We start from the raw sequence: 26,673 nt of genomic DNA, 5'->3' as shown, positions 1-26,673 counted from the left end.
GGCGGCGGCTTCGGGTCGAAACTCGGCATCGCGCCCGAGGCCGTCGCGGCGGCGATTGCCGCGAAAGAGGTGGGCCGCCCGGTCTCTGTCGCGCTGCACCGCCAGCAGGTCTATGAGGCGACGATGCGCCGGTCCGAAACCACGCAGCGGGTGCGCCTTGCCGCCGATGCCGAAGGTCGCCTGACCGGGCTGGGCCATGACGCGCGGGTGTCCAACCTGCCCGGAGAGAGCTTTGCCGAGCCGGTCTTGCAGGCGTCGCATTTCCTCTATGCCGGGGCGAACCGCAAGATGTCGATGGATTTGGCGCGGGTGCACCGGCTTTGCGCAGGCTCCGTCCGCGCGCCGGGCGAGGCGGTGGGCGTCACCGTTTTCGAAGGCGCGATGGATGAACTGGCCGATAAGATCGGCATGGACCCTGTCGAGCTTCGCCGCCGCAACATCCCCGAGAAGGACCCCGAGAGTGGCAAGGAGTTCTCATCCCGCCGTTTCCGAGAGGCGCTTGACAGCGGGGCCGAGACATTCGGCTGGGCCGACCGCCCCGGCGTCAAGGGCCGGCGCGAGGGGGAATGGCTGATCGGCTATGGCATGGCCTCCGCCGCACGGGTGAACGTGTTGATGGAGAGCCAAGCCCGCGTGACGCTGATGCCCGATGGCCGCCTGCGGGTCGAAACGGATATGACCGATATCGGCACCGGCACCTATGCGATCTTGGGCCAAATCGCAGGCGATATGATGGGCCTGCCGCGCGATGCGGTCGATGTGGTCTTGGGCGATACCACCCTGCCCCCGGCTTCGGGCTCAGGCGGGTCATGGGGCGCGTCGTCGAGCGGCACCTCGGTCTATCTGGCCTGCGAGGCGATCCGCAGACAGCTCGCCGCAAGGCTGGAGGTGGAAGAAGGCGATCTCATGCTCAAGGACGGCATGGCGACCTTTGACAACCAGACCCGCAGCCTGAGCGATATCCTGAACGGGGATGAGATTGCCAAAGTGGGTCACGTCCAGCCCGGCGATACTTCTGAGGCGGTGCGGCAGGCCACCTTCGGGGCCTATTTCGCCGAGGTCGCTGTGCATGCCGCCTCGGGCGAGACGCGGGTGCGGCGGATGCATGGCACCTTTGCCGCCGGGCGAATCCTGAACGCCAAGACGGCGCGGTCGCAATGTCTGGGGGGCATGACCTTTGGCATCGGCATCGCACTGACCGAGGAGCTGGCCTTTGACCCACGTGACGGCCATGTGGCCAACCACAACCTCGCGGAATACCACATCCCGGTGAACGCGGATGTGCCGCAGCTGACCGTCGATCTGTTGGAAGAGCGGGACGATTGGGCCAACCCGCTACAGGCCAAAGGGATCGGCGAATTGGGCATTTGTGGCGCGGCGGCAGCGATCACCAATGCAATCTACAACGCCACCGGCGTGCGGGTGCGCGACTATCCCGCCACCTTGGACAAGGTGATTGCCGGGATGTGATAAGACGGGGGCGGCCTGATGGCCGCCCCTTTTTTGCCGGTCTTGCGCTTGATGCCTACTGCCTCAGCCGCTGTTCCCAAGCCGCACGGAAGTCGGCATAGCGTTCCGCATAGGCCGAGGTGAGCGCGGAGTTGGGCGCGATGCTTTTGCGTATCTTCGGGGGGCGGATCACCTCGGCCTCCGCCGCCTCTCCATAGCCCAGCATCGCCAGCCGCGCCGCGCCGAGCGCCGCGCCCTGCGCACCGCTTTCTGGCACATCGAGGGTCAGCCCGGTGATGTTAGCGATCATCTGCAACCATGTCTCCGACTGGCTGCCGCCGCCCGCCACGCAGACCCGTTCGGGCAAGGAACCACAGTGGTCGAGGGCGCGACAGCAGTCGGCAAAGGCGAAGCCGACCCCCTCCATCACCGCCTGCACCATATCCGGCAACCCATGCCCGCGGCGCAGCCCGTGGAACGCCCCGGCGGCATCGGGGGCGTTATGCGGCGTCCGCTCGCCCGAGAGGTATGGCAGGAAGGTGATCGCGGAAGGCTGTTGCAGGTCCTGAACCATGCCCGCCAGCGCCGCCGGGCTTTGCCCCGTGATCTGACCCAGCCATGTCAAAGCGTCGGTGGCCGATAGGATCACCCCCATCTGGTGCCAGGTCTTCGGCACCGCGTGGCAGAAACTATGCACCGCGCTTTCGGTGTTGCTGGCGAAACGGCCGGTCACGGTGAATAGCACGCCAGAGGTGCCGAGCGACAGAAACCCCTGCCCCGGCTGCACCAGCCCCAGCCCCACGGCGGTGGCGGCATTGTCCCCCGCGCCGCCCGCGACAGTGACGTTGCCGACACCCCACTGAGCGGCAAGTTCGGCCCGAAGCCCGCCCGCCCGCGCGCTGCCTTCGACCAATCGCGGCATGTGATCGCGGCTAAGCTCCGTTGCGGCGAGCAGTTCATCCGACCAATCGCGTTTTTCCACGTCGAGCCAGAGTGTCCCCGCCGCGTCGGACATTTCCGAGACATGCTCCCCCGTCAGCCAAAGACCGACATAGTCCTTGGGCAGCAGGACCTTGCGGACCTGCGCGAAAATCTCGGGCTCATGTTTTTGCACCCATCGCAGCTTGGGCGCGGTGAAGCCCGCCATGACGATATTGCCACCCAGCCCGCGAAAATCGGCCCGTTCTTCCAGTTCCGCGCATTCGGCATGGGCGCGGCCATCGTTCCACAGGATCGCCGGGCGCAGGGGCTGATCGTTGGCATCCAGCAGCGTAGCGCCGTGCATCTGGCCCGAGACGGCAATGCCGCGCAGCGCCGCGAATGCCTCCGGGGCCGCGGCGCGGACCTCGGCGATGGCGCTCTCGCAGGCGGTGATCCATGAATGGGGGTCTTGCTCGCTCCACATCGGGTGCGGGCGCTGAACCTCCAATGGGGCATGACCCTCGGCCAAGGGCCGTTGGCCTTCGTCGATCAAAAGCGCTTTGACGCCCGAGGTGCCAAGGTCCAAGCTGAGATAGGTCATGCGGTACTCGTTACTTCACAAATGAGAGGGAGCCACCGGCAGGCTGCCGGTGGCCTTGGCCATTAGAACGGGCTGTCGGGATAGTAGAAATCCATCGCGTTCTCTTGCGTCACCAGCACCGAGCCGATCACGAAAGTGCCCGAGACCGGCGCGTTGGAGGTGAGGCCCACGGCGGTCAGCTCAATCGCGGTGGCGATCATCGACGGCGGGTAGGTCACATTGGCCGGGATCATCTCATCGCCATCGGCGGTGCGCTTGATCATCTCTTTCATACCGGCCCCGCCGAGCACGAATTTCACATCGTCACGCCCCGCCGCTTCGATCGCGGCCAGCACGCCAATCGCCATATCGTCGTCTGAGGCCCAAACCGCGTCGATATTGGGGTATTTCGACAGGAAATCCTGCATCACGGTAAAGCTGTCGTCGCGGTTCCAGTTGCCATGCTCCATGTCGAGCACATTGATGCCGGAGCCTTCGATCGCCGCGTTGAAACCCTCGACACGCTCGTTGTCGATGGTGGTGGGGATGCCGCGCAGCACGACGATGTCGCCGCCATCGGGCATTTGCTGGGCCATGAACTCACCCGACACCTTGCCAAAGCCGCTGTTGTCGCCCGCAACGTAAAGGTCTTGGATGCCTTCCACGGAAAGGCCACGGTCCACCACGGTAACCCATGCACCGCTGTCGGCAACGGCTTGCACCGGCGGGGTCAGCGGGTCGGATTCAAAAGGCAGCACCACCAGCGCGTCGATGTTGCGCGTGGCGACCATGTCTTCGATGTCGTTCACCTGTTTGCCGGGGTCCGACGCGGTGGCGAGAACGAAGTCGAGATCGGAATAGACCTCTTCCAGACGTTCGACGGTTTCCTTGGCGTGGAAGTTCATGCCCCCCGCCCAGCCGTGGGTCGCCGCCGGGATCGACACGCCGATGACTTTGGTGTCTTGGGCAAAGGCGGCGGTGCCAACAGCCGTGGCCAGCGCGGTGGCAATAAATGTTTTGGTAAATGTCATATTTGCTCCTCCCATGAAGCGTTCAACTACGGCTTAAAGCGCCGTCTTCCTTTCGCGCTGTAGGATTACAGCGAGAATGATGATAATCCCTTGGATCGCGCCGTTGAGATAGGGCGATACGAAATCGGTCAGGTTCAGGATATTGCCGATCAGGCTGAGGATCAGCACGCCGATGACGGTGCCCCAGACCCGGCCAAAGCCGCCCTTGAGCACGGTGCCACCGATGATCACGGCGGCAATCGCCTCCAGCTCCCACAGCACCCCGGTCGACGCCGAAGCCGAGCCAAGGCGCGGCACATACATGATCGTGGCAATGCCCACCAAGATGCCCAAGGCGGCGTAGGAGATCAGCCGCGTGCGATTGACGTTCACGTTGGAATAATGCGCCACATGTTCGTTCGACCCGGTGGCGGCGCAGTGGCGGCCATAGACGCTGCGCGACATGATGATCTCACCAATAATGACCACCAGTGCGAAGACGATGATCGGCCAGCTGATCCCTAGGATGCCGTCGAAATAGACGGGCCGGTAAAAGCTGCGCAGACCAAAATCCAGCGACAGGGTGCCGCCATCCGCCAGCCAAGTCACCAGCGAGCGGTAAATGCCCATGGAGCCGAGCGTGACGATGAAGGCTTCGATGCCGAGGGCGGTGATCAAAAAGCCGTTCAACAGCCCCGCCAGCAGCCCCGCGACGATGGCCGTGAACATGCCCAAGAGGATGATCGGCACGCCGACACCGAGGCTCGGCAAGGCGGCGTTCATCACCAAAATCATCAGCCCCGCGATAAAGGCCGCCATCGACCCCACCGACAGGTCAAGCCCGCCCGCGGTGATGACAAAGGTCATGCCCACCGCGATGATCCCGATAAAGGCCGAGCGGGCGAGGACGTTGGTGATATTCGCCGCACTCAGGAAGTTGGAATTCAGCGCCGTGCCGATCAGCAGCAGAACGATCAGCGCGATGATCGGCCCAAGGACAGACATCGACGGCATCCGGAAGCTTTTGGTTTGAGGTGTGGTTACATCTGTCATCTTCGGTTTCCTTAGGCCGTCATCGGCATTTGTTCAGCGCGCAGGCCCATCGAGAGGCGGACAATCGCGTCTTCCGTGATCTCGCCCGCGTTCAGCGTGCCGCTGACCTCGCCCAAACGCATAACCATCACGCGGTCGGCAAGGCCGATGAGTTCGGGCATCTCGGAGGTGATCACGATAATGGCGTGTCCCTGATCGGCCAGTTTGCGCAGGAAGGCATAGATTTGCTGCTTGGTGCCGATGTCGATGCCGCGGGTGGGTTCATCGACGATCAGGATGCGCGGCTCGGAGAGCATGATCTTGGCCAGCAACAGCTTTTGCTGGTTGCCGCCAGACATATTGCCCACACGCACATCACGGCTGCCCGCGCGAATGTCGAACTCGCCAATGGCCTCGGTCAGGGCGGTTTCCTCTGCGTTGCGATCAATCAGGAAGCCGCCGAATTTATGCAGGTTTTGCAGGGTCAGGTTCTCACGCATGCCGCGTTCCAGCAGCAGACCGCGCAGCTTGCGGTCTTCGGTCAGATAGCACAGCCCGGCCTGTTGCGCGTCGCTTGGCCGCTTGAACTGTACCGGCTCCCCAAAGAGGGTGACGCGCTCGGCACTCGCCGGGCGCAGCGCGGCAAGGCCCTCCATCACCTCGGTCCGGCCAGAGCCGATCAGCCCGCCCAGCCCGAGGATCTCCCCCTGTCGCAGCGAAAAGGACACATTGCTGGCAAAGCCCGGCACGCTGAGGTTTTCGACCGAGAGCACCTCTGGCGCGCCCCGCTCCACGCCGGGTTTGGCGGGGTAGAGGTCAGAGACATCGCGGCCCACCATGGCGGTGGCCATTTCGTCTTCGGTGATCTCAGAGGTCGGGCTGGATTGCACCACCGCGCCATCGCGCATGATGGTGACATGGTCCGAGATCTCGGCCACTTCGTCTAATTTATGCGAGGTGAACAAGACCGCCGTCCCCGCCGCGCGCAGGGCCGCGACCTGTTTGAACAGCACATCGGTCTCACGTTTGGTCAGCACCGCCGTCGGCTCATCCATGATCAACACCCGCGCATCGCGCGACAGGGCCTTGGCGATCTCGACCATCTGTTTGTCGGAATTCGACAGGCGCGAGACCAGCGCATCCGGAGAGACGTTGCAGGCCACCCGATCAAGATAGTCCCGCGTGCGCCGCCGCATCTCGGCCTTGTCGAGCAGCGGCCCGCGTTTCAACTCGCGGCCCAGAAAGATGTTCTGCTCAACAGTCAACTGCTCCGCCAAGTTGAACTCTTGGTGGATCATCACGATCCCGGCCATCTCGCCCTCGTGCAGACTGTCGAAACGGACCGCTGCACCGTCAAGTTCGACAGCGCCTTTGGAGGGCAGTTGATAGCCCGCCATGATCTTCATCGTCGTCGATTTGCCCGCCCCGTTCTCACCGATCAGCGCATGCACGGTCCCCGGCTCTAGCGCGAGGGTCACGCCGTGCAGCACTTCGATCGAGCCGAAGCTCTTGCTCACGTCGCGCAGGGCAAGAACGGGGGTGGCACTCATAGCTTGGTCCACGCCGCATCATTGGCCGAGGAGGTGACACAAGCGTTGATGAAACGCATCCCCGCCATGCCCGCCGTGATGTCCGGCAGCACGCCCATGGCGCTTTCGCGGCTCGCCCCGCCCTGCACGGCGCGGATCGCATCGGCGGCCTCGTTATAGATCGTGGCAAACCCTTCGAGGTACCCTTCGGGGTGGCCGCCGGGAATGCGGCTTACCGATTGCGACGCCTCAGACGCCCCTGCCCCGTTGCGGGTGATCAGACGCTTCGGCTCGCTCAAGGGCGTGAACCACAGGTAGTTAGGATCCTCTTGCGACCATTCCAAACCACCCTTGTCGCCATAGATACGCAGTTTCAGCGCGTTCTCATTGCCCGGGGCCACTTGGCTTGACCACAGCATGCCGCGCGCGCCACCGGCGAAGCGCAGCATCATATGGGCGTTGTCATCCAGCTTGCGCCCCGCGCCCCAGCTTTGCAGATCGGCGGCAAGGCTTTCGACCTCCAGACCGCTGACAAAACAGGCGAGGTTATGGGCATGGGTGCCGATATCGCCCACCGAACCGCCCGCGCCCGAGCGTGCGGGATCGGTGCGCCATTCGGCCTGTTTGACGCCTTCGTTCTCCATCGGCGCGGTCAGCCAGTCCTGCGGATACTCCGCCTGAACAATGCGGATCTCGCCCAGATCGCCTGCCGCCACCATGGCCCGCGCTTGGCGGATCATCGGATAGCCGGTGTAATTATGGGTGAGGATGAACAGCGCCTCGGCCTCCGCGACGCTGGTCGCCAACGCCTCCGCATCCTCGAGCGTGGAGGTCAGGGGCTTGTCGCAGATCACATGGATGCCCTTGGCCAAGAACGCCTTCGCGGCAGTAGCATGGACGTGGTTGGGCGTGACGATCGAAACCGCCTCGATCCCGTCCTCGCGGGCGGCTTCGGCCTCGGCCATCTCTTCGAAACTGCCGTAGGAGCGCGGGATGCCCAAAGCCTCCGCACTGGCGGCGGATTTCTCGGGGGTCGAAGACAGCGCGCCCGCGACCAGATCGAACCGGTCGTCGATGCGCGAGGCGATGCGGTGGACCCCGCCGATAAAGGCGTCATTGCCGCCGCCCACCATGCCAAGTCGAATACGTGCCATCAGTCGATCCCCAGCATTTTGCGGTTTGCCGCCTCATCGGTGCCGCCATCGGCGAAGTCGTCAAAGGCTTTGTCGGTCACGCGAATGATGTGATCTGAGACGAATTGCGCCCCCTCACGCGCCCCGTCTTCGGGGTGCTTGAGGCAACATTCCCATTCCACCACGGCCCAGCCATCGAAATCATTCGCCGCCATTTTGGAAAAGACAGCGCCGAAATCAACCTGCCCGTCACCCAGCGACCGGAACCGCCCGGCGCGGTCTGTCCAACTTTGGTAGCCCGAATAGACCCCCTGACGGCCCGTCGGGTTGAACTCGGCATCCTTGACGTGGAACATCTTGATCCGGTCTTTGTAGATGTCGATATTATCAATGTAATCAAGACATTGCAGGACGTAGTGACTGGGGTCATAGAGCATGTTAGCGCGCGCGTGATTGCCCGTACGCTCCAAAAACATCTCATAGGTGATGCCATCATGCAGGTCTTCGCCGGGGTGGATCTCATAGCAGACATCGACACCGCAATCCTCGGCATGGTTCAAGATCGGCAGCCAACGCGCGGCGAGTTCGTCAAAGGCCGTCTCAATCAGCCCCGCCGGGCGCTGCGGCCAAGGGTAGACATAGGGCCAAGCCAAAGCGCCCGAGAAGGTCGCATGCGCCCCGATCCCCATGTTCTTGGACGCCGAAAGCGCCAATTTGACCTGCTCGACCGCCCATTCCTGCCGCGCCTTGGGATTGCCGCGCACTTCTTCGACGGCGAAGCCGTCAAAGGCCGTGTCATAGGCCGGATGCACGGCGACCAACTGACCCTGAAGGTGGGTCGAAAGCTCGGTCACCTCCACGCCGTTTTCGACCGCCTTGCCCTTGAACTCATCGCAGTAATCCTTGCTCGACGCGGCCTTGGCCAAGTCGATCAGCCGCGCGTCCCAACTGGGCACTTGCACGCCTTTGTAGCCACAATCGGCGGCCCATTTGGTGATGCTGTCCCAAGAGTTGAAGGGCGCCTCATTGCCCGCGAATTGCGCCAGAAACAGCGCCGGTCCCTTGATCGTCTTCATAATGTTCCTCCCTTTCCCCGGCTCAAACGAACCGGTTTACGATGTTCTCCAGAATTTCCTGCCGGCCCGAGCGGGGCTGCGGGTTAATGCCGTCTTGGACGACCTGCGCGGCGATTGAGGCCAGATCCCCCTCCAGCATCGCCTTGGCCTTGGGCGTCTCCCACCCCGCGTAGCGCTCGGCGCGCATGGCCTCAATCGTGCCATCCTCCAGCATGGCTGCGGCGGCTTTGAAGCCCCGCGCGCAGACATCCATCGCGCCCGCATGGGCCGCGACCAGATCGACCGGATCGAGCGATTGCCGACGCAGCTTGGCGTCGAAATTGGTGCCGCCGGTGGTGAAACCACCCGCCTTCAGCACCTCGTAATAGGCCAGCGCCACTTCGGGCACGTTGTTGGGGAATTGATCCGTGTCCCAGCCCGATTGATAGTCGTTGCGGTTCATGTCGATCGAGCCGAAAATCCCCAAGGATGCGGCGAGCGCCAGTTCATGCTCGAACGAATGGCCTGCAAGGATCGCATGGCCCTGTTCGATGTTCATCTGAACTTCGTTCTCCAGCCCAAACTCCTTGAGGAAACCATAGACCGTGGCGACATCGAAATCATACTGGTGTTTGGTCGGTTCCTGCGGCTTGGGCTCAACCAGAATGGCGCCCTTGAAGCCGATCTTGTGTTTGTATTCCACCGCCATCTGCAAAAAGCGCCCGGCCTGCTGGCGTTCGCGTTTCAGATCGGTGTTCAGCAGAGTCTCATAACCTTCGCGCCCGCCCCAGAGGACGTAGTTCTGACCGCCCAGCTTATGGGTCGCATCCATGCAGGCTTTGACCGTGGCGGCGGACCAAGCGAAAATCTCAGGGTCGGGGTTGGTGGCCGCGCCCGACATGAAGCGCCGGTGACCAAAAAGGTTCGCCGTGCCCCAAAGCAGCTTGGTTTTGGAGCCTTCCATCTTGGTGCCGAGATAATCAATGATCTCTTCGAAATTGCGTAGGCTTTCGGCGAATGTGTCCCCCTCGGGGCGGATGTCGGCATCGTGCCAGCAAAAGAAGGGCGCGTTCAGCAGATCGAACATCTCAAAGGCCACATCGGCCTTGAGCTTTGCCAAATCCATCGTGTCACCGAACCACGGGCGATCGAAGGTCTGCCCGCCAAAGGGATCGCCGCCCGGCCATGCGAAGGAGTGCCAATAGGCCACGGCAAAGCGCAGGTGGTCTTCCATCCGTTTGCCCATGACGATCTCGTCAGGGTTGTAGTGGCGAAAGGCCAGATCGGCCCCCTCGGGATCATAGGTGAGGGGCTTTATATCTTTAAAGAAATCAGTCATCTATCTTGGCCTTCATCTTATCGGTCAATGTGTCGGCGGGCAGATTGTCCCGCACATAAATCGTCGGCACGAGGTCCGGCATCGGCGGCAATTCCTTTTGGTCGATCAGCGCCCGCAAGACGGTGAAGGCGCGGTTGATCTCGACATCTGGGCGCTGGTCGATCACCAGATCGATATGCCGATCAAGCAGCGCCTGACGCGAATGCGCGACCAGTTCATGCACCACGCAGAAGGGCCGTGTGCCCTGCCCCTCTTGCAGGGCGGCGATCAACCCGCTGTTGCCCGCGCCCACGTTGTAAAGTGCTGTCAGCTCCGTCTGGCCGAGCGCCTGACGCGTCTGCGCGTTCAGCACCTGCGCGTCGTCCTTCGTCATGATCGGATCCAGCAATTCAACCTGCGGGAAATCGGCCTGCAACACTTCGCGAAAGCCGGTCAGACGCTCTGCGTGGTCGCGCGCGTCCAGCGAGCCTGCAAAGGTCTGCACCCGTCCGCCCTGCCCGCCATGGGCAAGCCCCACCATGCGGCCCGCCGTGCGCCCGGCGGCGATGTTGTCGATCCCGATATAGGCGGCGCGGGCGGCCTGCGGCAGGTCGGAGACGAGGCCCACCACGGCCACCCCCTTGTCCCGCAGGGCGGCCAAAGGTGCCTCAAGCGCCGCGCTTTGCAAACCGACGATGGCGACACCGTCGAAATCCCGTGCCAGCAGGTCCGAGATGCTGTCTTGCAGCCCTTCGACGGCGAAGGCCGCGACCTCGATCACCTCGGCGGTGACGCGTTCGGTGGCCTGATGGGCGGCGGTATGGTCGATGTGTTGACGGATGCGGTTGAAAAAGGCGTTGGAGCCGCGGGGGATCAGGAAAGCGAGCCGGTAGACCCGCCCGCGTGACAGGTTCGCCGCCGCGACATTGCGCACATAGCCAAGCGCCGCGACCGCTTCGCGCACCTTGGCGATGGACTTTTCCGCCACGTTGCCGCGGTTGTTGATCACCCGGTCCGCGGTGGCATAGCTCACTCCGGCAGCGCGTGCGACATCGCTCAACGTCGGACTTGTCATGGCCCCTCCCCTGCGCGCCGACCCTCCCAGCCTGCGCATCTCGGGGCCTATCTAGGGGGATATTTTGATATACGTCAATCATTTTTGATAGACGTATATCATTTTTCGGGAATAGGGCGGGGCGGTGGCGAACGCAAACCGCCCCTAAGGGGCTGAATGTTATAGAATTCTCGTATCGAAACCGACCGAAGACTTACTGCGCCGCGGTCTCGCTGGCTTGCAACGGGCCGGGGTGAATGCAAGCGACTTGATGCAGCGACTCGCCCGGTTGCGGCACCACCTGCGCGCAATCCGCCTGCGCCCGCGGGCAGCGGCCACGGAAAACACAACCCGAGGGCGGGTTCATCGGTGAGGGCATGTCGCCCGACATCGGCACGATCTGCTTGGCGCGCTCGGCGATCGGATCGGGGATCGGCACGGCGGAAAGCAGGGCCTGCGTGTAGGGATGCTGCGGGTCGTCGTAGAGCTGCGCCTTCGGTGCCTTCTCCATCACGCGGCCAAGGTAGAGCACCATGACCTCGTCCGAGATGTTTTTCACCACGCTGAGGTCATGGGCGATGAAGATCATCGCGAGCCCCAGATCGCGCTGCAACTCTTTGAGAAGCTCGATCACCTGCGCCTGAATTGAGACATCGAGCGCCGAAACCGGCTCGTCGCAGATCAGGAGCTTCGGCTCCACGATCAACGCGCGGGCGATGCCGATGCGCTGGCACTGGCCGCCGGAGAACTCATGCGGGTAGCGGTTGATCATCTGCGGCAGCAGGCCCACGCGCTCCATCATCTGCGCCACCCGGGCGCGGCGCTCGCGGGCGGGCACGTCGGGGCGGTGGGTCTTCAGCGGCTCGGCGATGATCTGCCCCAGCGTCATACGCGGATTGAGCGAGGCGAGCGGGTCCTGAAATACCATCTGGATCTCGGACCGGTAGGGCTTCATCCGGCGCGGGGAGAGCGACAGGAGATCTGTCTCGCTCTGCCACATGACCTGACCCTCGGCCGGAACCATCTGGATCAACCCGCGCGCAAGGGTGGACTTGCCGCAGCCGGATTCGCCCACGACGCCGAGGGTCTTGCCGGGCTCGAGATCGAAGCTGACGCCGTTCACCGCGTGGAGCAGGCGCGGCTTGGTCCAAGGCATGTCGCCGGCGCGGGTGATCGGGAATTTGACGTGCAGGTCGCGGACCGAAAGAAGCGGGCTCATGCGGTGACCTCCGCGATGGGACGGTGGCAGGCGCGGGCGCGGGCGCCGTCGAAGGGTGCGAGCGGCGGCATCACGCGGCAATCCTCGCCGGCGTAATCACAGCGCGGGCGGAAGGGGCAGCCCTCGGGGGGCGCGGCCATGTTTGGCGGGTTGCCCGGGATCGCCTTCATGGTGGCGTCCTCGTCATCGACGCGCGGCACGGCGGCCAAAAGGCCGCGGGTATAGGGATGCGTGGGCTCGGCAAAGAGCGGCTCGGTCGGGCCCTGCTCCATCACCCGGCCGCCGTACATCACCAGCACCCGCTCGCAGAAGCCCGCCACGACGCCGAGGTCATGGGTGATGAGGATCGTGGCCATGCCGAAATCCTTTTGTAGATCGCCCAAGAGGTCCATGATCTGCGCTTGCACGGTAACGTCGAGCGCGGTGGTCGGCTCGTCCGCGATCAACAGGTCCGGCTTGCACAGCAGCGACATGGCGATCATCACCCGCTGGCGCATCCCGCCGGAGAACTCATGCGGAAAGAGGCGGATACGCTCCTTGGCGGCGGGAATTTTCACCGCGTCCAGCATCCGCACCGATTCTGCCAGTGCGTCGCGCTTCGATAGTCCCTGGTGTAGGGTCAGCACCTCGGCCATCTGCTCGGAAATCCGCATGTAGGGGTTGAGCGAGGTCATCGGGTCCTGAAAGATCATCGCGATGCGCTCGGCCCGGATCTTGTTCAGCACCTTGGGCTTGGCGCCGAGGATTTCCTGCCCGTCGAAACGGATCGACCCACCGGTGCGCCCGTTGGGCGCTAGCAGTCCCATGATCGAGAATGCGGTCTGCGATTTGCCCGAGCCGCTTTCGCCGACAATGCCGAGGGTCTCGCCCCGGTTGATCGAGAGCGACAGGTCGTTGACCGCGTGAACGGGTCCGTCGTCGCCCTCGAAGGTGACGTTGAGCTTGTCGATTTCCAGCAGAGACATCAGCGATCCTTGGGGTCGAGCGCGTCACGAAGCCCGTCGCCTATGAAGAACAGGCCGAAGAGCGTGAGACAGAAGAACAGCAGCGGGAAGCCCAACTGCCAGGTGGTGCCATAGGCGATGGTGCCCGCGCCTTCGGAGATCAGCGCCCCGAGGGAGGTCAGCGGTTCCTGCACGCCAAGGCCGAGGAAAGAGATGAAACTTTCCGTGAGGATCATCAGCGGGACCAGCAGCGTGGCATAGACGGCGATCACGCCCAGCAGGTTGGGCACGATGTGGCGCAGGATGATGACCGGGGCCGAGACGCCGGTGGCGCGGGCGGCCTCGACGAACTCGCGGCCCTTGATGGTCAGGGTCTGGCCGCGCACGATGCGGGCCATCTCCATCCAAGAGATCAGGCCGACGCCGGCGAAGAGAATGGTGATCGACCGGCCATACATGACCAGCAGCAGGATCAGCACGAACATGTAAGGCACGGCCATGAAAATATCGACGAGCCGCATCATGATGCTGTCGGTCCGCCCGCCGAAATAGCCCGCCACCGCGCCGTAGAGCGTGCCGACCACACAGGCGATCAACGCGCCGACGAGGCCCACGGCGAGGCTGATCTGCGTGCCCTGCACGGTGCGTGCAAAGAGGTCGCGGCCCAGATCGTCAGTGCCGAAGTAATGGCCGCTCTCAATCGATGGGCCGCCCAGTTCGGCGATCTGGCCCATGACGTTGTAGTCGAGTTCCTCGTTCGACCATTGCGCGAGGCTGTTGCCAAAGAGTGCGAAGGCCACGACGAAGCCGAGGATCACCAGCCCCATCAGCGCCGCCTTGTTGCGGAAGAACCGCCGCCGCGCGTCAGCCCAGGGGGAGCGGCCCTTGGCGGCGATCTCGGTGGCCTCGACCCGTTGTTCGGATGTCATCACCATGTCAGTACCGGATCTTGGGGTCGATCCACCCGTAAAGGATATCGACCACGAGGTTAAAGAAGATGGTCAGCGCACCGACGAGGATCGTCACCCCCATCATCACCGCGTAGTCGCGGTTCAGCGCCGAATCGACGAAGGCCTTGCCGATGCCGCCGGTGGAGAAATAGATGTCGACCACCACGGAGCCGGTGATCATCGCCACGAAGGCCGGCCCGAGGTAGGAAATCACCGGCAGCATCGCAGGTTTCAGCGCGTGGCGCAGGATCACCCGCCGTTCGGGCAGGCCCTTGGCGCGGGCGGTGCGGATGTGGTTCGACGTCAGCACTTCCAGCATCGAGGAGCGCGTGATCCGCGCGATCGAAGCCATGAAGGACGTGGACAGCGCGATCACCGGCATGATCCAATATTCCGGCCCCTGCCAGCCGCCACCCGGCAGCCAGCCCAGCCAGAGCGTGAAGACCAGCACGAGGATCGGCGCCATCACGAAGTTCGGCAGCACCTGCGCGCCGATGGAGACGCCGACGGCGGCATAGTCCAGTACCGTATTGTGCCGCACGGCGGCGGCGACGCCGAGGCCCACGCCGACGATGACCGCCACGGCGAAGGACAAAAGGCCGTAGGTCAGCGTGATCGGGAAACCTTGGGCGATGATCTCGTTCACCGAACGGTCCTTGTAGACGAAGCTCGGCCCGAAATCGAACTCGGTGACGATGCCCCAGACGTAGGAGGTGATCTGCTTCCACAGCGGATCGTCCAGCCCGTATTTCGCATTGAGGTTCGCCAGCACCTGCGGCGGCAACTCGCGCTCCGAGGTGAAGGGGCCGCCGGGGGCGGAATGCATCAGCAGGAAAGAGATGACGATCAAGACCAGAAGCGTCGGAATAGCGATGGCAAGGCGCTTGAGGATGTAACTGAGCAAGAGGCGCGCGCTCCGAATACGGGGTTTGTGGGGGTGTAGAATAGAATCGGGCAGCCCGTGCCATAACCGCCGGGCTGCCCGAATGTCGAGAGGTTACTCTGCGGTACGGTAGAGGTCTTTGCCGTACCAAGTGTTGTTCACGTTGTTCTCGGGCAGACCTTCGATGTCTTCCGCGATCATGTCAACGTTCGCGTAATGGTAGATCGGGATGATCGGCATTTCCTCGGCCAAGATCTTCTCCGCCTCTTGATAAAGCGGCTGCGGATCTTCGGCGGTCTTGCTGTCCTTCATGAGCTTGTCATAAGCGTCGTTATAGAACTCGCCGTTGTTGTGGCCCGAATAGGAAGTCATGAGGTCGAGATAGGTCGACGCCTCGTTGTAGTCGCCGCACCAAGCATAACGCGCCATGTCGTAGTCTTGGTTCTGCATCCGGTCGGTGTGGACCTTCCACTCATAGTTGTCGAGCGTGAGGTTCACGCCGATCTGCTTGAGCATCTGCGAGGCCGCGATGGCGATCTTCTTGTGATCTTCCGAGGTGTTGTACTGCAGCGTCAGATCCAGCGGGTTGTCGGGGCCGTAGCCCGCCTCGGCCAGCAGCTCCTTGGCCTTCTCCACGCGCTGCGCTTGGTCCATGTTGTCGGCCCAGTCGAGCTCGGGCCGCTCGAAGTCGGCGATCGCCCAGTGGGTCCAGTTGTACGAAGGCTTCTGGCCGCCCTGCAGGATGCGATCGACGATGATGTCGCGGTCGATGGCATAGGCCAGCGCCTTGCGCACATTGACGTTTTTCAGCGCCTCCGGCCCCTTGTCGCCCACGTTCAGCATGTAGATGTAGGAGCAGTTATAGGGGGTCGAGACCGCCTGTTCGGGGTACTCTTTCTTCAGGCGCGGATACTGCCCGGCGGGGATGTCCACGCGGTCCAGCTCACCGGCCAGATAGCGGGTCAGGGCTTGGTTCACGTCGTTGATCGTCAGCGCGATGATCTCTTCCATCACCACGTTCTCGGCGTCCCAATAGGTGTCGTTCTTCTCCATCACGACACGCTCGCCCAGCTGGTGTTCGACCAGCGTATAGGCGCCGTTGCCGACAAGCGTGCCTGCATCGGTCCAGTCGTCGCCATGTTCCTCGACCACGCTTTGCAGCACGGGGAAGGTCGAGCCGTGCACCAGCATCTGCGGGAAATAGGGCAGCGGCGTGGTGATCTTGACCTCAAGCGTGTGGTCGTCGATGGCGCGGATGCCGAGTTCCTCGGGGGATTTGTCCCCGGCGATGATCTCGGGCGCGTTCTGGACCTGCATCAACTCCATGTACCAGGCGTATTCCGAGGCGGTCGCCGGGTCGGCCAGACGGCGCCAGGAATAGACGAAGTCGTTCGCGGTGACCGGCTCACCGTTGGACCACTTGGCGTCGTCGCGCAGGTTGAACGTGTAGGTCTTGCCGTCTTCCGAAACTTCGTGGTCGAGCGCGACGCCGGGGACCAGCTCACCGTTGCCGTCCTCGTTGTAGAGCCCCTCGAAGAGGTTGCGCAGCACATCTGAGCCTTCGACGTCGGTGTTGATCTGCGGGTCCATCGACTTGATCGCGTCGAGCAGCCAGAAGGTATAGGTCTGATCTTCGGCAAGATTCACGCCCTCGGGCACATCGGCGGCCTGGGCCTGAAACGCAAGGCTTAGCGCCAATGCGGAGGAGGCGAGTGTCGTGCGTAGCTTCATGGTGACTCTCCGTTGTTTGAAAGTTCGTGTTCTGATTGAAAAGTAATCAATCGAAAACGAAGAGCACATGCAAGACGTTGCCTCGCGTCAGCCAAACACGGCGGCTTCGCGCCGAGGCGGCGCGAGGTTGTGAAGATTGGCCCCCGCCCCCGGTCTGCCCCGGGCGGCGGGGTTCAACGTGGCAACGGGCGCGACTAGCCGCGTGCGCCCCAAGTATCGGACAAGCGGTAGCCGCCCGGCCAAGGGTCATCGGGGTCGAGCATATGTTGGTGGATGCCCGTGACCCAGCCCCGGCCCGACAGTTCCGGCAGGATGGCCATATGTTCGCCCACCTGCGTCTCGCCCAAGATACGCCCCGTGAAGGTCGACCCGATCAGCGACACGGTGGTCAGACTGTCCTCCAGCCCCATTTCCCCCCGCGCGTGCAGCAGGGCCATCCGCGTGCAAAGCGCTGTGCCAGTGGGGGAGCGGTCCACCTTGCCGGGCTGGATCGCGACCGCCGCCCCGGCGCGCAGGCCGGCCTCATCGCGGGTCACCGGACCGGCGAACAGGCAGAAAGAGAAATGCTGCCAATCAGGGTTCTCAGGGTGGTCGAACCGCATCGCCGCATTGGCCGCATCGGTGATCCGCACGCCAAACCGCGCGATGTCATGGGCCTCATGCGCTTCCAGCGAAAACCCCATTGCGGCGGCATCGACGACGACGAAACTGTCGCCGCCATAGGCGGTATCGACGGTGAGCGTGCCCAGCCCTTCGACCTCAAGCGGCACATCCAGACGCGCCGCGAAGCTTGGCAGGTTCTGCACGAAAATACGCTCCGCTTTGCCATTGCGACATTCGGCGCGGACCTTCACCAGCCCGCCCGGCGCTTCGAGGGTTAGCTCCGTCACAGGCTCCGTCATCGGCAGGATGCCCCCGTCGAGCAGTACGGTCGAGACGCAGATCGAATTGGAACCGGACATCGGAGGCGTGTCCTCCGGCTCCATGATGATGAAGGCCGCATCGGCGCGGGGGTCTTTCGGCGGCACCAGCAGGTTCACATGGCGAAACACCCCGCCGCGCGGCTCGTTCAACACGAAGTTGCGCAGGGTTTCATCCCGCGCGATCCAGCGGCTCTGCTCCCACAGCGTCTCGCCCGGCGGCGGGGCGACACCGCCCACGATCACATCGCCCACCTCACCCTCGGCATGGGCCGAGATCACATGAACCGTCTTGCTGCTACGCATTGCTTGTTTCCTCTTCGGCCAGCCATGGCGGCAAAGCCTCCCCGGCCTGCCCGGTCACGGCTGCCTCGACACAGTCCGCGATACTGCCAAAGCGCACATCCCGGCCCGACAGTCCGGGGGCGTAATGGGCGTATTTACCGGAGTTCGTCATCAACACCTTGGCCGAGGGCGGGAAGACCGGCTCGGAGATCGAACACCAGCAGATATCGGGCACGACTTGCACGCCCGCCGCCTCGAGCCGCGCCACGGTGCCGTCATCGCGCGCCGCTTGTAACGTGTCTTGGCCAAGCGTCACGATCACCGCCGTGTCGGCATGGCGCTTGCGCCCGGCGAGGGCGGTGTCGAGCGCGCGGCATTCGGCATGAGAGAAATGTGGGCTCCCAAAGGCCACGAGGTCAACCGTCGCGGCTCCGGCGTTGAACTGCCGCCAAACGCGGCGCAGGTCATCGGCTGTGAGGCGAACGGTATCGGCCTCTGCGACAGGGGGCAGATCGGCCTCGGGTGTGATCCCGGCGACATGCAGCATTGGGGCCGCGGAGGTGGTACCAAAGGCCGCGCAGAGCGCTTTGAGATCATCCTCATTCGGGGCGGCCCCCTCCAACCCGCGCAAAAGCGGGATCCGGTCCGGGGCGGCCTGCCCCGCAAGCCAGCCCAGCATCGGCCAGATCGCCTCGTCATATTGCACGGGCAGTTCCACCTCGATCACCCGGCGCGGGGCGCGATGTTCTTCCAGATAGACCCCGGAGAGCGGTGCGCGCGCGGTGAGCGCGATGCACAGGTCGAGGAAATCGGGATGTTTCACCGTCCGCGCGCCAAGCACGCTATTGGCATAGATCACCGCGTTGGACTCCGACCATGCGATGAACTCGCCGCGTTCGGGCGGGGCGGGCAATTGGTAGGGCGCACAGGTGAAACTGGGCCGCGCGCCCATGGTGACATAGGCGTCGGCCAAACGGCTGGCGGGCAGGCCGAAGTCCGGCGGCACGCCTTGGGCGCGCCAATTGCCGTGATCGACCGAGATGGCATTCATCGTCGTCGGCACACGCACCTTCGAGCCCATATCGGCCATGGTCTGGGCAAAGAGCAGGTTGGCGGGGCTGGCGTAGATGCAGCCGTCGATATGCACGCGCGTCACATCGACCAGCCGCTCGGCCCCCTGCCCCCGCGCCATGGTGCAGGTGATCTCCATCGCCAGTTGCACGGCCTTGCCTTCGACCCCGTCCAGCATCGCCTGATCCTCGGCGGTGAGATGCAGGGCGCGGGCGGGCCTGTCCGACAGGGGCAGATCCCAGTCATCGGTGCTGAGCATCTCAGGCGTGATCCGCGCGCTGCGGGATTTGGCGAGCAGGTCGTAATCCTCGGCCCCGAGTCGCAGCACCGCGAGCGGCTTGTCGAACATCTTGCCCGCGATCAACGCGCCTAGGGTCAGGATGTCTTCGGCCTCACGAAACACGAGGGCAGCAGGGGCATGACCGTTCAACGCCAGTTCCAGCAGCACGCCGCTGCCGGTGCAGGAGCCGCGGCTGGTGGGCATGAGCAGGATCTTCCCCGCCAGCGACTGACCGCAGAGCGGGTGATGCGCGTCGATGACCTTGCCCGTGGCCGGATCGACGCCGCCCCAGAAACTCAGCCCCTCAGAGGAAGCCAGCACCGCGCCTTGGGCCGCGGCGGGAACGATGATTTGCGCCATGGGGTGCCCCTCCAATTCAGGTGACGACAAAGCCGTGCGCGAAGGGGTCACGCTCGTCAATGAAAATGGTGTTAAAGCCCGTCACCCGCGCCCAACCGGCGATGGAGGGGATGATCGCGGGCCTGCCCGCCACCTCTGCCGCCGCTTCGACACGGCCTTTGAACATGGAGCCGATGATGGATTCATGCACGAAATCATCGCCCACATTCAGCTTGCCCTTGGCCGCAAGCTGAGCCATCCGCGCCGAGGTGCCAGTGCCGCAGGGCGAGCGGTCGATCGCCTTGTCACCGTAGAAAACCGCGTTGCGGGCATGGGCCTCTCCCGCGCGGGGGGCGCCGGTCCAGAGGATATGGCTCAGCCCGTTGATCGCAGGGTGTTCGGGGTGGATGAACTCATATTTCGCATTGAGCGCGGCACGGAGTTTCGGGCTAAGACCGACCAGTTCGGAGACCGAGAAATCCGCCATATCGCGGAAATTCTTCTGCGGCTCGACGATGGCATAGAAGTTCCCGCCATAGGCCACATCGACCACCACTTCGCCCAAACCCTCGACCTCTGCCGTCAGCCCTTCGGCGTGGAGGAAGGCGGGCACGTTGCTCAGGCGCACCTCTTCAACGAAACGCCCCTCTTGCCGGTAGGTCACATCGACCCGCCCGGCAGGGGTTTCAAGGCGCAATTGGCCGGGGGTGGCGGGGGTGACCAGCCCGTTCTCAAGCGCGATGGTGACGGTGCCGATGGTGCCGTGGCCGCACATCGGCAGGCAGCCCGAGGTCTCGATGAACAGCACCGCGATGTCGCAATCATCCCGCGTCGGCGGGTAAAGGATCGCGCCCGACATCTGGTCGTGCCCACGCGGCTCAAACATCAGACCGGTGCGGATCCAGTCGTATTCCGCCAGAAAATGCGCGCGCTTTTCCAGCATGTTCGCGCCCTTCAACAGCGGCGCGCCGCCGGTAACGAGCCGTACCGGATTGCCGCAGGTATGGCCGTCGATACAGGGAAATGTGTGTTGCGTCATGTCAGCCTCTAGAAACGGGCGGGAGAGAAGGGGGTCAGGTCGATGCCGGGGTCTTGGCCGGTCATCAGATCCGCGATGATGGCGGCGGTGCCCGCCGATTGGGTGAGGCCCAGATGCCCGTGGCCAAAGGCGCAGAACACATCCGGGCGGTTCGGCAGCGCGCCGATGGCGGGCAGGCTGTCGGGCAGTGAGGGGCGGAAACCCATCCATTGCGTGCCGCCCGAGGTGTCGAGCCCCGGCAGAAAGCGCTTGGCCTTTTTCAGCATCGCATCGGCCCGGGCAAAGTTCGGCGGCAGGTCGAGCCCGCCGAGTTCCACCGCCCCGCCGACGCGCAGCCCATGGCCCACCTTGCTGATGACAAACCCATGGCCGCCGAAAGTGATTTGGCGCTTCAGGTCGAAGGCACCACTGGGCAGGGTCGTGTTATAGCCGCGCTCGGTCTCCAGCGGGATTTTCGCGCCAGCGGTCCGCGCGAGGTGATGCGAATGCGCACCTGCGGACAGCACCACGCGGCCCGGCATCAGGCCAGCGGCGGTCTCGACCCCGCCCGCGACGAGACGTTCGGCGCGGGTGATGGTGATCTCCCCGCCCCCGGCCCGGAAGCGTTTGGCCATCGCCAGCACATAGTCGCGCGGATCCGAGATCGATTGCCATTCCGGGGTGAAGGTCGCATGGGTGAAGCCGGGCGCAAGACCGGGCTGATAGGCCGCAATCTCATCGCCCTTGAGATGGGTGAAAGCGATCCCCGCCTCTGCGCGGGCCTGCCATCCGGGGAGGGAGGCGCGGAACTCGGCCTCGCTTTCATAGACCTGCAACTGCCCGTCATGGCGCAGCATATGGGCCAGACCGCTCAGCTCCAGATGCGGGTCGAGCGCGGCCTGCGAGAGTTTCATCAGCGCCGTCTGCGCCACGGTCGAGGCCCGCAGCTGCGCGGGCCAGCTCGCCTTCCAAAACCGCCACATCCACGGGGCGATCCGGCCGGCATAGCGCGGCGGCACCGACAGCGGACCCAGCGGATCAAGCAGCCATTTCGGCGCCTGCCGGATCATCCGGGGCGAGGCGAGCGGCAGGATCTCGGTGAAAGCAAAGGCGCCCGCGTTGCCCGCCGAGGCGCCCGCCGCCGGGCCTTCACGGTCGATCACCCGCACGGGCAGCCCGCGCGCCTGAAGTGCCAGCGCGATGGACAGGCCCACCACGCCCGCGCCGACGACCGTCACCGGGGTTTGGTTCATTACCGCACGCTCGACAGGAATTGACGGGTCTCTTCTTGCTGCGGATCGCCAAAGATCTGATCCGGCGCGCCGATCTCGGCCATGACGCCCTTGTGAAAGAAGGCCACACGGTCCGACACATCGCGTGCGAAACTCATCTCATGGGTGACACAGATCATCGTCATCCCTTCATCTGCCAGCAGTTTGAGCGTGTCCAGCACCTCGCCCACCAGTTGCGGGTCGAGGGCCGAGGTCACCTCGTCGAAGAGAATGTAGTCGGGCGACATCGCCAATGCACGCGCAATCGCCATCCGCTGCTGCTGCCCGCCCGACAGGCGGCTGGGGTAAACATCAAGCTTATCGGCCAGACCGACATGCGAAAGCTGCTGCACTGCGATCTCTTCGGCCTCTTTTCGGGCGATGCCTTTGACTTTGCGCGGGGCCAGCGTGACGTTTTCCAGCACCGTGAGATGCGGAAAGGCGTTGAACTGCTGGAACACGATGCCGATCTTGCGGCGCAGCTTGTTCAGGTCGGTGTCGCGGGCGTGAACCTCGGTCCCGTCGACGACGATGCGGCCACTGTCGATCGGCTCTAGCCCGTTGATGCAGGTCAAGAGCGTCGATTTGCCCGAACCAGAGCCGCCGATCACCGAGACGACCTCGCCTTTTTGCACGGTCAGGTCGATGCCCTTGAGCACCTGAAGCGCACCAAAGGATTTGTGGACGTTTTCAATCTCAATCATTTTCTTGCCACCTTTTTTCCAAGCGGCTGCCAAGCCGGGCAATGGGGAAACTGAGCGCGAAGTAGATCGCGCCGGTCACGAGCAGGATGAACATCGGCTCTTGCAGGCGTGTCACCAGAATTTGCGAAGCGCGCAGCAATTCGATGATGCCAAGCCACATCACCAGCGCGCTGTCTTTCATCACGCCGAGCGTCAGGCCGATCCAACTGGGCAGGCCGACCCGCAGCGCCATGGGAAAGACGATCTGCGTAAGATCCTGCCCCCAAGTCATGCCAAGCGAGCGCGCCGCACGGCGGGTGACCGAAGGCACCGCCTCGATCGCGCCGCGCACGATCTCGGTGCAATAGGCTGAGGTATAAAGGGCCAGCACGATGCAGGATGTCACGAAGGGCGAAATCCCCCAGCCCGCGATGGCCTGAAAGGCGTTGGCAAGGATCAATTGGATCAGCAGCGGGACCGAGCGGAAGATATCCAGCACGAAAGTCAGCGGCAGCGCCGCCCATGGGCTGATCTGGCTGCGCAGCACCCCGAAGAAGACCCCCAGCAGCGTGCCGCCCACCACCGCGAAGGCGGTGACCGAAAGCGTCACCCCTGCGCCTTTGAGCATGAACAACAGGTCGTTGAAGGTCAGAGCCGTATCAAACATCTATTCTCTTCCTTCAGTAGCGAAACAGGCGGGCCGCAAGCAGCCGTGCGCCAAGCATCACGGTCTTGGCGATCACGTAGTAGATCACCGCCGCCAATGCGAAGAATTCAAAGGTTCGGAAGCTGCGCGCGTTGAGGTCTTGCGTCACCCCGGCGAGATCCGAATTCAGCCCCACTGTGACCCCCAGAGAGGTCATCAAGATCGCCCAGATCATCTGGTTCGTCGTCGGCAGGAACGAGATGCGGAACATCTGCGGCAGGATGATCAAGCGAAACGCCTTGGCCTGCCCCATGCCCAGTGATCGCCCGGCGCGCAGCTGGGTGCCCGGAATGGCGCGCATCGCGCCGCGGAACGTCTCGCAAAGGTAGCCCGCGTTGTTGAAGGCGATCCCCGCCAGCAGCGCGGCGTAGGGGCTGAGATAGATCCCGAAAGACCCGAGCCCAAAATGCGCCATGTAAATCTGAAACAGCGCCGGCGTGTTGCGCGCCACTTCGACCCATGCGGTCGCAGGCGCCCGCAGCCAAGCCGATTTGGCATCCCGGCCCACGGCCAGCAGCACGGCGATGGCAACGCCGATGAGCATCGACAGGATCGATATTTGCAGCGTGACTAGCGCGCCTTCCAGCATCTCTGGCAAGGCGCGAAAGGCCTGTCGCCATTGAAAGGTATAGTTGCCCATCTCTTGCTCCGATCAGCGGTTATCGGCAGGGGGGCCGCAGGTCGCGGCCCCCGCATTCATCAGCGATAGGCTTTGGCGATGGTCAGGTCCGGCGCCTCGCCGCCGACCCATTTGTCGAACAGTTCCTGATAACGGCCCGAGCGCACCTGCTGGTTCACGAAGAGGTCGAGGTAGTTCAGCAGACCGTATTCCTGACGCAGGCCGATCAGACCGACATAGTCCACGTCAAACGGCGCATCGCCCGCGATGGTCAGACCGTCGAACTTGCCGCTCGCCACGATGGAGGAGGCCACGGTGGAGGTCACGACAGTCGCGTCGATCTGGCCTTGGGCCAGCGACAGGAAGACGTCCGCTTGGCTCTGGTAGGAACGGAAGCTGCCTTCGTCCCATGCGTCGACCTGCTCTTCCAGCGCGATGGCTTCGAAAGTGCCCGCGACGGAGCCCACGGTCTTGCCCTTGAGGCTTTCAAAACTGTCGACGCCCGCGTCTTCGCGGGTCAGCACGACGTTGGTGAAGGCGAAATAGGGCACCGAGAAGCCGACGGTCTTGGCGCGCTCCAGCGTGTCGGAGGTGGAGGCAACACCCACATCCGCGCGGCCCGAGACGAGGGCGGGGATACGGTCGGGGAAGGGCGTCTCCACGATCTCGGCTTCGACGCCAAGGGCGGCGGCCAGATCGTTGCAATAGTCCACGTCGAAGCCGACGGGCGTGTTGCTGTCATCGCGCGAGCCCATGGGCGGAAAGTCCAGCACCACGGCGCAGCGCAGCGTGCCCGAAGAAATGATGTCGTCCAGTTTGTCGGCCTGAGCGGCGGTGCCGATCACGGTCGCAGCCACAAGGCTCCCGGCGAGTTGCGTGAATTTCATAGGTATCTCCCTCTTGGGTTGGTCGCCCCCGACTCTCTCTGGACGGGGTGCGGGGTGGTATGAAGGAACAATGTCTTCATTAAAAATACAATATGTATTTTTTACTTTTACCGGCATGTCGACATATTTTTGATACATTCCTGCCTTGCCAGCATGGTCGTGAAAAAGCAGCCGGTTGGGCGGCTCCCCCACGGCGTAACAGATGCGAAAAGCCGGGCGTGCGGCCCGGCTTTTCCGATCTTAGATTACCCCGCTGCGTCTTCCGGCAGCAGCGCCTCGGGCAGGTTCTGATAGGACACGGGCCGCAAGAAACGGCGGATCGACAGGGTGCCCACGCTGGTCGCGCCGAAGTTGGTGCTGGCCGGATATGGCCCGCCATGCACCATGGAATCCACCACCTCGACCCCTGTCGGGAAACCATTGGCCAGCAGGCGACCCGCCTTGCGTTCCAGCACCGGCATGAGGTCGCGCGCGGCGTCGACATCCGCGTCATCCATATGCAGGGTGACGGTCAATTGCCCGTCCAGTTCCAACGCCAGAGCGCGCATCTCTTCCAGCGAAGAGACCCGCACCACCAATCCGAGAGGGCCGAAGACCTCTTCGTGCAGCGCCGGATTGGCCTTGAACTCTTCGCCCGTGGTTTCGAAGAGCGCAGGCGCGGCGGTGCGGCCTTCGCTGTCGGCCAGATGCACTTGGCGCAGGCTTGGCGCGGATTTGAACTTGTCCCGCCCTGCGCAATAGGCCTCGGCGATACCGTCTGTCAGCATGACCTGCGGAGCCACGTCTTGCAGCGCTGTGGCCGCGTTTTGCACAAAGGCGTCGGCGCCCGGCCCGTCGATCACCACGGCGATGCCGGGATTGGTGCAGAACTGGCCCGCGCCCATGGTCAGCGATGCCGCCCAGCCCTTGCCAAGCTCTTCGGCCCGCGCCGCCATCGCGGCGGGTAGCATGAACATCGGGTTGACCGAGCCCAACTCGCCGAAGAAGGGGATCGGCTCTGGCCGCGCGGCGCAGAGATCAAAGAGCGCCCGGCCCCCGGCGAGCGAGCCGGTGAAGCCCACAGCCTTGATCCGCGGATGCTGCACCACGGCCTGCCCCACGGCGCGGTTGCCACCTTGGATCAGCGAGAAGACCCCGCGCGGCATGCCGCAGCTTTCAACCGCCGCATGGATCGCTTCGGCCACGATCTCTCCGGTACCGGGATGGGCGGAGTGGCCTTTGACCACGACCGGACAGCCCGCCGCCAGCGCCGCTGCGGTGTCACCGCCCGCCACGGAGAAAGCCAGCGGGAAGTTCGACGCGCCAAAGACGGCCACGGGGCCGATGGGGCGTTGCACCATGGTGATCGCGGGCCGCGGGGCGGGCTGGCGTTCGGGCATAGCGGCATCGAAGCGACGGTCGAGGTAGTCGCCCTTTTCGATATGCCCCGCGAACAGGCGGAGTTGGCCCACGGTCCGGCCCCGCTCCCCTTCGAGCCGCGCTTCGGGCAGACCGCTTTCTTGGCTGCCGATCTCGGTGATCTCGGCGCCTCGGGCGTCGATCTCATCAGCGATGGCGTTGAGGAATTTGGCGCGGGTCGCGCGGCTGGAATAGCCATAGTTCCAAAACGCTGCTTCGGCGGCTTCGCAGGCTTGGTCGACCAGTTCCACCGTGCCGACCGAGAAGTCATGCGCCGGCCCATGGGCGGGGCTAGAGCTAAAGCGGTCATCCGTGGCGATCCATTCGCCAGCGATCAAGTGTTTGCCGTGGGGGGTAAAGGCCATCGTCTATCCTTTCATGCGGGCCG

At 63.8% G+C, this 26,673-nt stretch carries 23 protein-coding genes; 1 reads left to right on the top strand and 22 read right to left on the bottom strand.

Annotated elements, in window-relative coordinates; all coding sequences use genetic code 11:
* Nucleotides 1-1,470 (top strand): xanthine dehydrogenase family protein molybdopterin-binding subunit (locus HKX24_RS13640; protein WP_276155538.1); only part of this gene is annotated, 1,470 nt, incomplete at its 5' end.
* 55 nt (nt 1,471-1,525) lie between these two features.
* Here the strand turns inward: HKX24_RS13640 and xylB are convergent.
* From xylB to HKX24_RS13530, 22 genes are all read right to left on the bottom strand, one after another.
* The gene (gene xylB, locus HKX24_RS13635) at nt 1,526-2,971 is read right to left on the bottom strand and encodes a xylulokinase (protein ID WP_271694007.1); all 1,446 of its coding nucleotides are present in this window, start codon (nt 2,969-2,971) and stop codon (nt 1,526-1,528) included.
* Nucleotides 2,972-3,033: 62 nt separating this feature from the next.
* Nucleotides 3,034-3,981: an ABC transporter substrate-binding protein gene (locus tag HKX24_RS13630; protein ID WP_209219132.1), complete on the bottom strand. Its 948-nt coding sequence runs from the start codon at nt 3,979-3,981 to the stop codon at nt 3,034-3,036.
* A 33-nt stretch (nt 3,982-4,014) separates the two neighbouring features.
* Nucleotides 4,015-5,013 (bottom strand): ABC transporter permease, encoded by a 999-nt coding sequence (locus HKX24_RS13625; protein WP_067263827.1) that lies wholly within the window; start codon nt 5,011-5,013, stop codon nt 4,015-4,017.
* Between the two features lie 11 nt (nt 5,014-5,024).
* Nucleotides 5,025-6,542, bottom strand: a complete 1,518-nt coding sequence (locus tag HKX24_RS13620) for a sugar ABC transporter ATP-binding protein (RefSeq protein WP_271694009.1) — start codon at nt 6,540-6,542, stop codon at nt 5,025-5,027.
* Complete coding sequence (locus HKX24_RS13615; protein WP_271694010.1) at nt 6,539-7,675, bottom strand: Gfo/Idh/MocA family oxidoreductase; 1,137 nt, start codon at nt 7,673-7,675, stop codon at nt 6,539-6,541. The genes HKX24_RS13620 and HKX24_RS13615 overlap by 4 nt, the downstream gene beginning before the upstream one ends.
* Nucleotides 7,675-8,730: a sugar phosphate isomerase/epimerase gene (locus HKX24_RS13610; RefSeq protein WP_271694011.1), complete on the bottom strand. Its 1,056-nt coding sequence runs from the start codon at nt 8,728-8,730 to the stop codon at nt 7,675-7,677. Before HKX24_RS13610 ends, HKX24_RS13615 begins: the two co-directional genes overlap by 1 nt.
* Nucleotides 8,731-8,752: 22 nt before the next feature.
* Nucleotides 8,753-10,048, bottom strand: coding sequence for a xylose isomerase (gene xylA / locus HKX24_RS13605; protein WP_271694012.1), 1,296 nt, complete (start codon nt 10,046-10,048; stop codon nt 8,753-8,755).
* Nucleotides 10,041-11,102, bottom strand: coding sequence for a LacI family DNA-binding transcriptional regulator (locus tag HKX24_RS13600; protein ID WP_271694013.1), 1,062 nt, complete (start codon nt 11,100-11,102; stop codon nt 10,041-10,043). The genes xylA and HKX24_RS13600 overlap by 8 nt, the downstream gene beginning before the upstream one ends.
* 193 nt (nt 11,103-11,295) lie before the next feature.
* Complete coding sequence (locus tag HKX24_RS13595; protein WP_271694014.1) at nt 11,296-12,300, bottom strand: oligopeptide/dipeptide ABC transporter ATP-binding protein; 1,005 nt, start codon at nt 12,298-12,300, stop codon at nt 11,296-11,298.
* Entirely contained in the window at nt 12,297-13,265 is a 969-nt protein-coding gene (locus HKX24_RS13590; protein WP_271694015.1) for an oligopeptide/dipeptide ABC transporter ATP-binding protein, read from the bottom strand. The genes HKX24_RS13595 and HKX24_RS13590 overlap by 4 nt, the downstream gene beginning before the upstream one ends.
* Nucleotides 13,265-14,179, bottom strand: a complete 915-nt coding sequence (locus HKX24_RS13585; protein WP_271694016.1) for an ABC transporter permease subunit — start codon at nt 14,177-14,179, stop codon at nt 13,265-13,267. Before HKX24_RS13585 ends, HKX24_RS13590 begins: the two co-directional genes overlap by 1 nt.
* 1 nt (nt 14,180) lies before the next feature.
* Nucleotides 14,181-15,098 carry an oligopeptide ABC transporter permease OppB gene (gene oppB / locus HKX24_RS13580; protein WP_271694017.1) on the bottom strand — a complete coding sequence of 306 codons (918 nt, stop codon included), beginning with the start codon at nt 15,096-15,098 and terminating at the stop codon, nt 14,181-14,183.
* 93 nt (nt 15,099-15,191) lie between these two features.
* Nucleotides 15,192-16,808, bottom strand: a complete 1,617-nt coding sequence (locus HKX24_RS13575) for a peptide ABC transporter substrate-binding protein (protein WP_271694018.1) — start codon at nt 16,806-16,808, stop codon at nt 15,192-15,194.
* A gap of 194 nt (nt 16,809-17,002) precedes the next feature.
* Complete coding sequence (locus HKX24_RS13570) at nt 17,003-18,034, bottom strand: proline racemase family protein (RefSeq protein ID WP_271694019.1); 1,032 nt, start codon at nt 18,032-18,034, stop codon at nt 17,003-17,005.
* Nucleotides 18,027-19,724: an aconitase family protein gene (locus HKX24_RS13565; RefSeq protein ID WP_271694020.1), complete on the bottom strand. Its 1,698-nt coding sequence runs from the start codon at nt 19,722-19,724 to the stop codon at nt 18,027-18,029. Before HKX24_RS13565 ends, HKX24_RS13570 begins: the two co-directional genes overlap by 8 nt.
* A gap of 16 nt (nt 19,725-19,740) precedes the next feature.
* Nucleotides 19,741-20,742, bottom strand: a complete 1,002-nt coding sequence (locus HKX24_RS13560; protein WP_271694021.1) for a 4-hydroxyproline epimerase — start codon at nt 20,740-20,742, stop codon at nt 19,741-19,743.
* 8 nt (nt 20,743-20,750) lie between these two features.
* On the bottom strand, nt 20,751-21,974 hold the full coding sequence (locus HKX24_RS13555) for an FAD-dependent oxidoreductase (protein ID WP_271694023.1): 1,224 nt from the start codon (nt 21,972-21,974) through the stop codon (nt 20,751-20,753).
* Entirely contained in the window at nt 21,974-22,696 is a 723-nt protein-coding gene (locus tag HKX24_RS13550) for an amino acid ABC transporter ATP-binding protein (protein ID WP_209219145.1), read from the bottom strand. The genes HKX24_RS13555 and HKX24_RS13550 overlap by 1 nt, the downstream gene beginning before the upstream one ends.
* Nucleotides 22,689-23,342 carry an amino acid ABC transporter permease gene (locus tag HKX24_RS13545; protein WP_067260889.1) on the bottom strand — a complete coding sequence of 218 codons (654 nt, stop codon included), beginning with the start codon at nt 23,340-23,342 and terminating at the stop codon, nt 22,689-22,691. The genes HKX24_RS13550 and HKX24_RS13545 overlap by 8 nt, the downstream gene beginning before the upstream one ends.
* A gap of 13 nt (nt 23,343-23,355) precedes the next feature.
* Nucleotides 23,356-24,021, bottom strand: coding sequence for an amino acid ABC transporter permease (locus HKX24_RS13540; protein ID WP_271694025.1), 666 nt, complete (start codon nt 24,019-24,021; stop codon nt 23,356-23,358).
* 59 nt (nt 24,022-24,080) lie between these two features.
* A complete protein-coding gene (locus tag HKX24_RS13535) occupies nt 24,081-24,887 on the bottom strand; it encodes a transporter substrate-binding domain-containing protein (RefSeq protein WP_067260893.1) in 807 nt (268 codons plus the stop codon).
* A gap of 245 nt (nt 24,888-25,132) precedes the next feature.
* On the bottom strand, nt 25,133-26,650 hold the full coding sequence (locus HKX24_RS13530) for an aldehyde dehydrogenase (NADP(+)) (RefSeq protein WP_271694027.1): 1,518 nt from the start codon (nt 26,648-26,650) through the stop codon (nt 25,133-25,135).
* Between the last annotated feature and the right edge of the window lie 23 nt (nt 26,651-26,673).

It is taken from the genome of Sulfitobacter sp. M85 (assembly GCF_029285915.1).
In the GTDB taxonomy this organism is placed as follows: domain Bacteria; phylum Pseudomonadota; class Alphaproteobacteria; order Rhodobacterales; family Rhodobacteraceae; genus Sulfitobacter; species Sulfitobacter faviae.
Note: the sequence above shows the minus strand (reverse complement) of the source record. Positions and strands in the feature narration are given on the sequence as shown.

What these genes read in the sequence shown, in the direction of transcription:
- xylB (WP_271694007.1), bottom strand. Translation starts at nt 2,971, where the DNA reads ATGACCTATCTCAGCTTGGACCTTGGCACCTCGGGCGTCAAAGCGCTT.
- HKX24_RS13630 (WP_209219132.1), bottom strand. Translation starts at nt 3,981, where the DNA reads ATGACATTTACCAAAACATTTATTGCCACCGCGCTGGCCACGGCTGTT.
- HKX24_RS13625 (WP_067263827.1), bottom strand. Translation starts at nt 5,013, where the DNA reads ATGACAGATGTAACCACACCTCAAACCAAAAGCTTCCGGATGCCGTCG.
- HKX24_RS13620 (WP_271694009.1), bottom strand. Translation starts at nt 6,542, where the DNA reads ATGAGTGCCACCCCCGTTCTTGCCCTGCGCGACGTGAGCAAGAGCTTC.
- HKX24_RS13615 (WP_271694010.1), bottom strand. Translation starts at nt 7,675, where the DNA reads ATGGCACGTATTCGACTTGGCATGGTGGGCGGCGGCAATGACGCCTTT.
- HKX24_RS13610 (WP_271694011.1), bottom strand. Translation starts at nt 8,730, where the DNA reads ATGAAGACGATCAAGGGACCGGCGCTGTTTCTGGCGCAATTCGCGGGC.
- xylA (WP_271694012.1), bottom strand. Translation starts at nt 10,048, where the DNA reads ATGACTGATTTCTTTAAAGATATAAAGCCCCTCACCTATGATCCCGAG.
- HKX24_RS13600 (WP_271694013.1), bottom strand. Translation starts at nt 11,102, where the DNA reads ATGACAAGTCCGACGTTGAGCGATGTCGCACGCGCTGCCGGAGTGAGC.
- HKX24_RS13595 (WP_271694014.1), bottom strand. Translation starts at nt 12,300, where the DNA reads ATGAGCCCGCTTCTTTCGGTCCGCGACCTGCACGTCAAATTCCCGATC.
- HKX24_RS13590 (WP_271694015.1), bottom strand. Translation starts at nt 13,265, where the DNA reads ATGTCTCTGCTGGAAATCGACAAGCTCAACGTCACCTTCGAGGGCGAC.
- HKX24_RS13585 (WP_271694016.1), bottom strand. Translation starts at nt 14,179, where the DNA reads ATGGTGATGACATCCGAACAACGGGTCGAGGCCACCGAGATCGCCGCC.
- HKX24_RS13575 (WP_271694018.1), bottom strand. Translation starts at nt 16,808, where the DNA reads ATGAAGCTACGCACGACACTCGCCTCCTCCGCATTGGCGCTAAGCCTT.
- HKX24_RS13570 (WP_271694019.1), bottom strand. Translation starts at nt 18,034, where the DNA reads ATGCGTAGCAGCAAGACGGTTCATGTGATCTCGGCCCATGCCGAGGGT.
- HKX24_RS13565 (WP_271694020.1), bottom strand. Translation starts at nt 19,724, where the DNA reads ATGGCGCAAATCATCGTTCCCGCCGCGGCCCAAGGCGCGGTGCTGGCT.
- HKX24_RS13560 (WP_271694021.1), bottom strand. Translation starts at nt 20,742, where the DNA reads ATGACGCAACACACATTTCCCTGTATCGACGGCCATACCTGCGGCAAT.
- HKX24_RS13555 (WP_271694023.1), bottom strand. Translation starts at nt 21,974, where the DNA reads ATGAACCAAACCCCGGTGACGGTCGTCGGCGCGGGCGTGGTGGGCCTG.
- HKX24_RS13550 (WP_209219145.1), bottom strand. Translation starts at nt 22,696, where the DNA reads ATGATTGAGATTGAAAACGTCCACAAATCCTTTGGTGCGCTTCAGGTG.
- HKX24_RS13545 (WP_067260889.1), bottom strand. Translation starts at nt 23,342, where the DNA reads ATGTTTGATACGGCTCTGACCTTCAACGACCTGTTGTTCATGCTCAAA.
- HKX24_RS13540 (WP_271694025.1), bottom strand. Translation starts at nt 24,021, where the DNA reads ATGGGCAACTATACCTTTCAATGGCGACAGGCCTTTCGCGCCTTGCCA.
- HKX24_RS13535 (WP_067260893.1), bottom strand. Translation starts at nt 24,887, where the DNA reads ATGAAATTCACGCAACTCGCCGGGAGCCTTGTGGCTGCGACCGTGATC.
- HKX24_RS13530 (WP_271694027.1), bottom strand. Translation starts at nt 26,650, where the DNA reads ATGGCCTTTACCCCCCACGGCAAACACTTGATCGCTGGCGAATGGATC.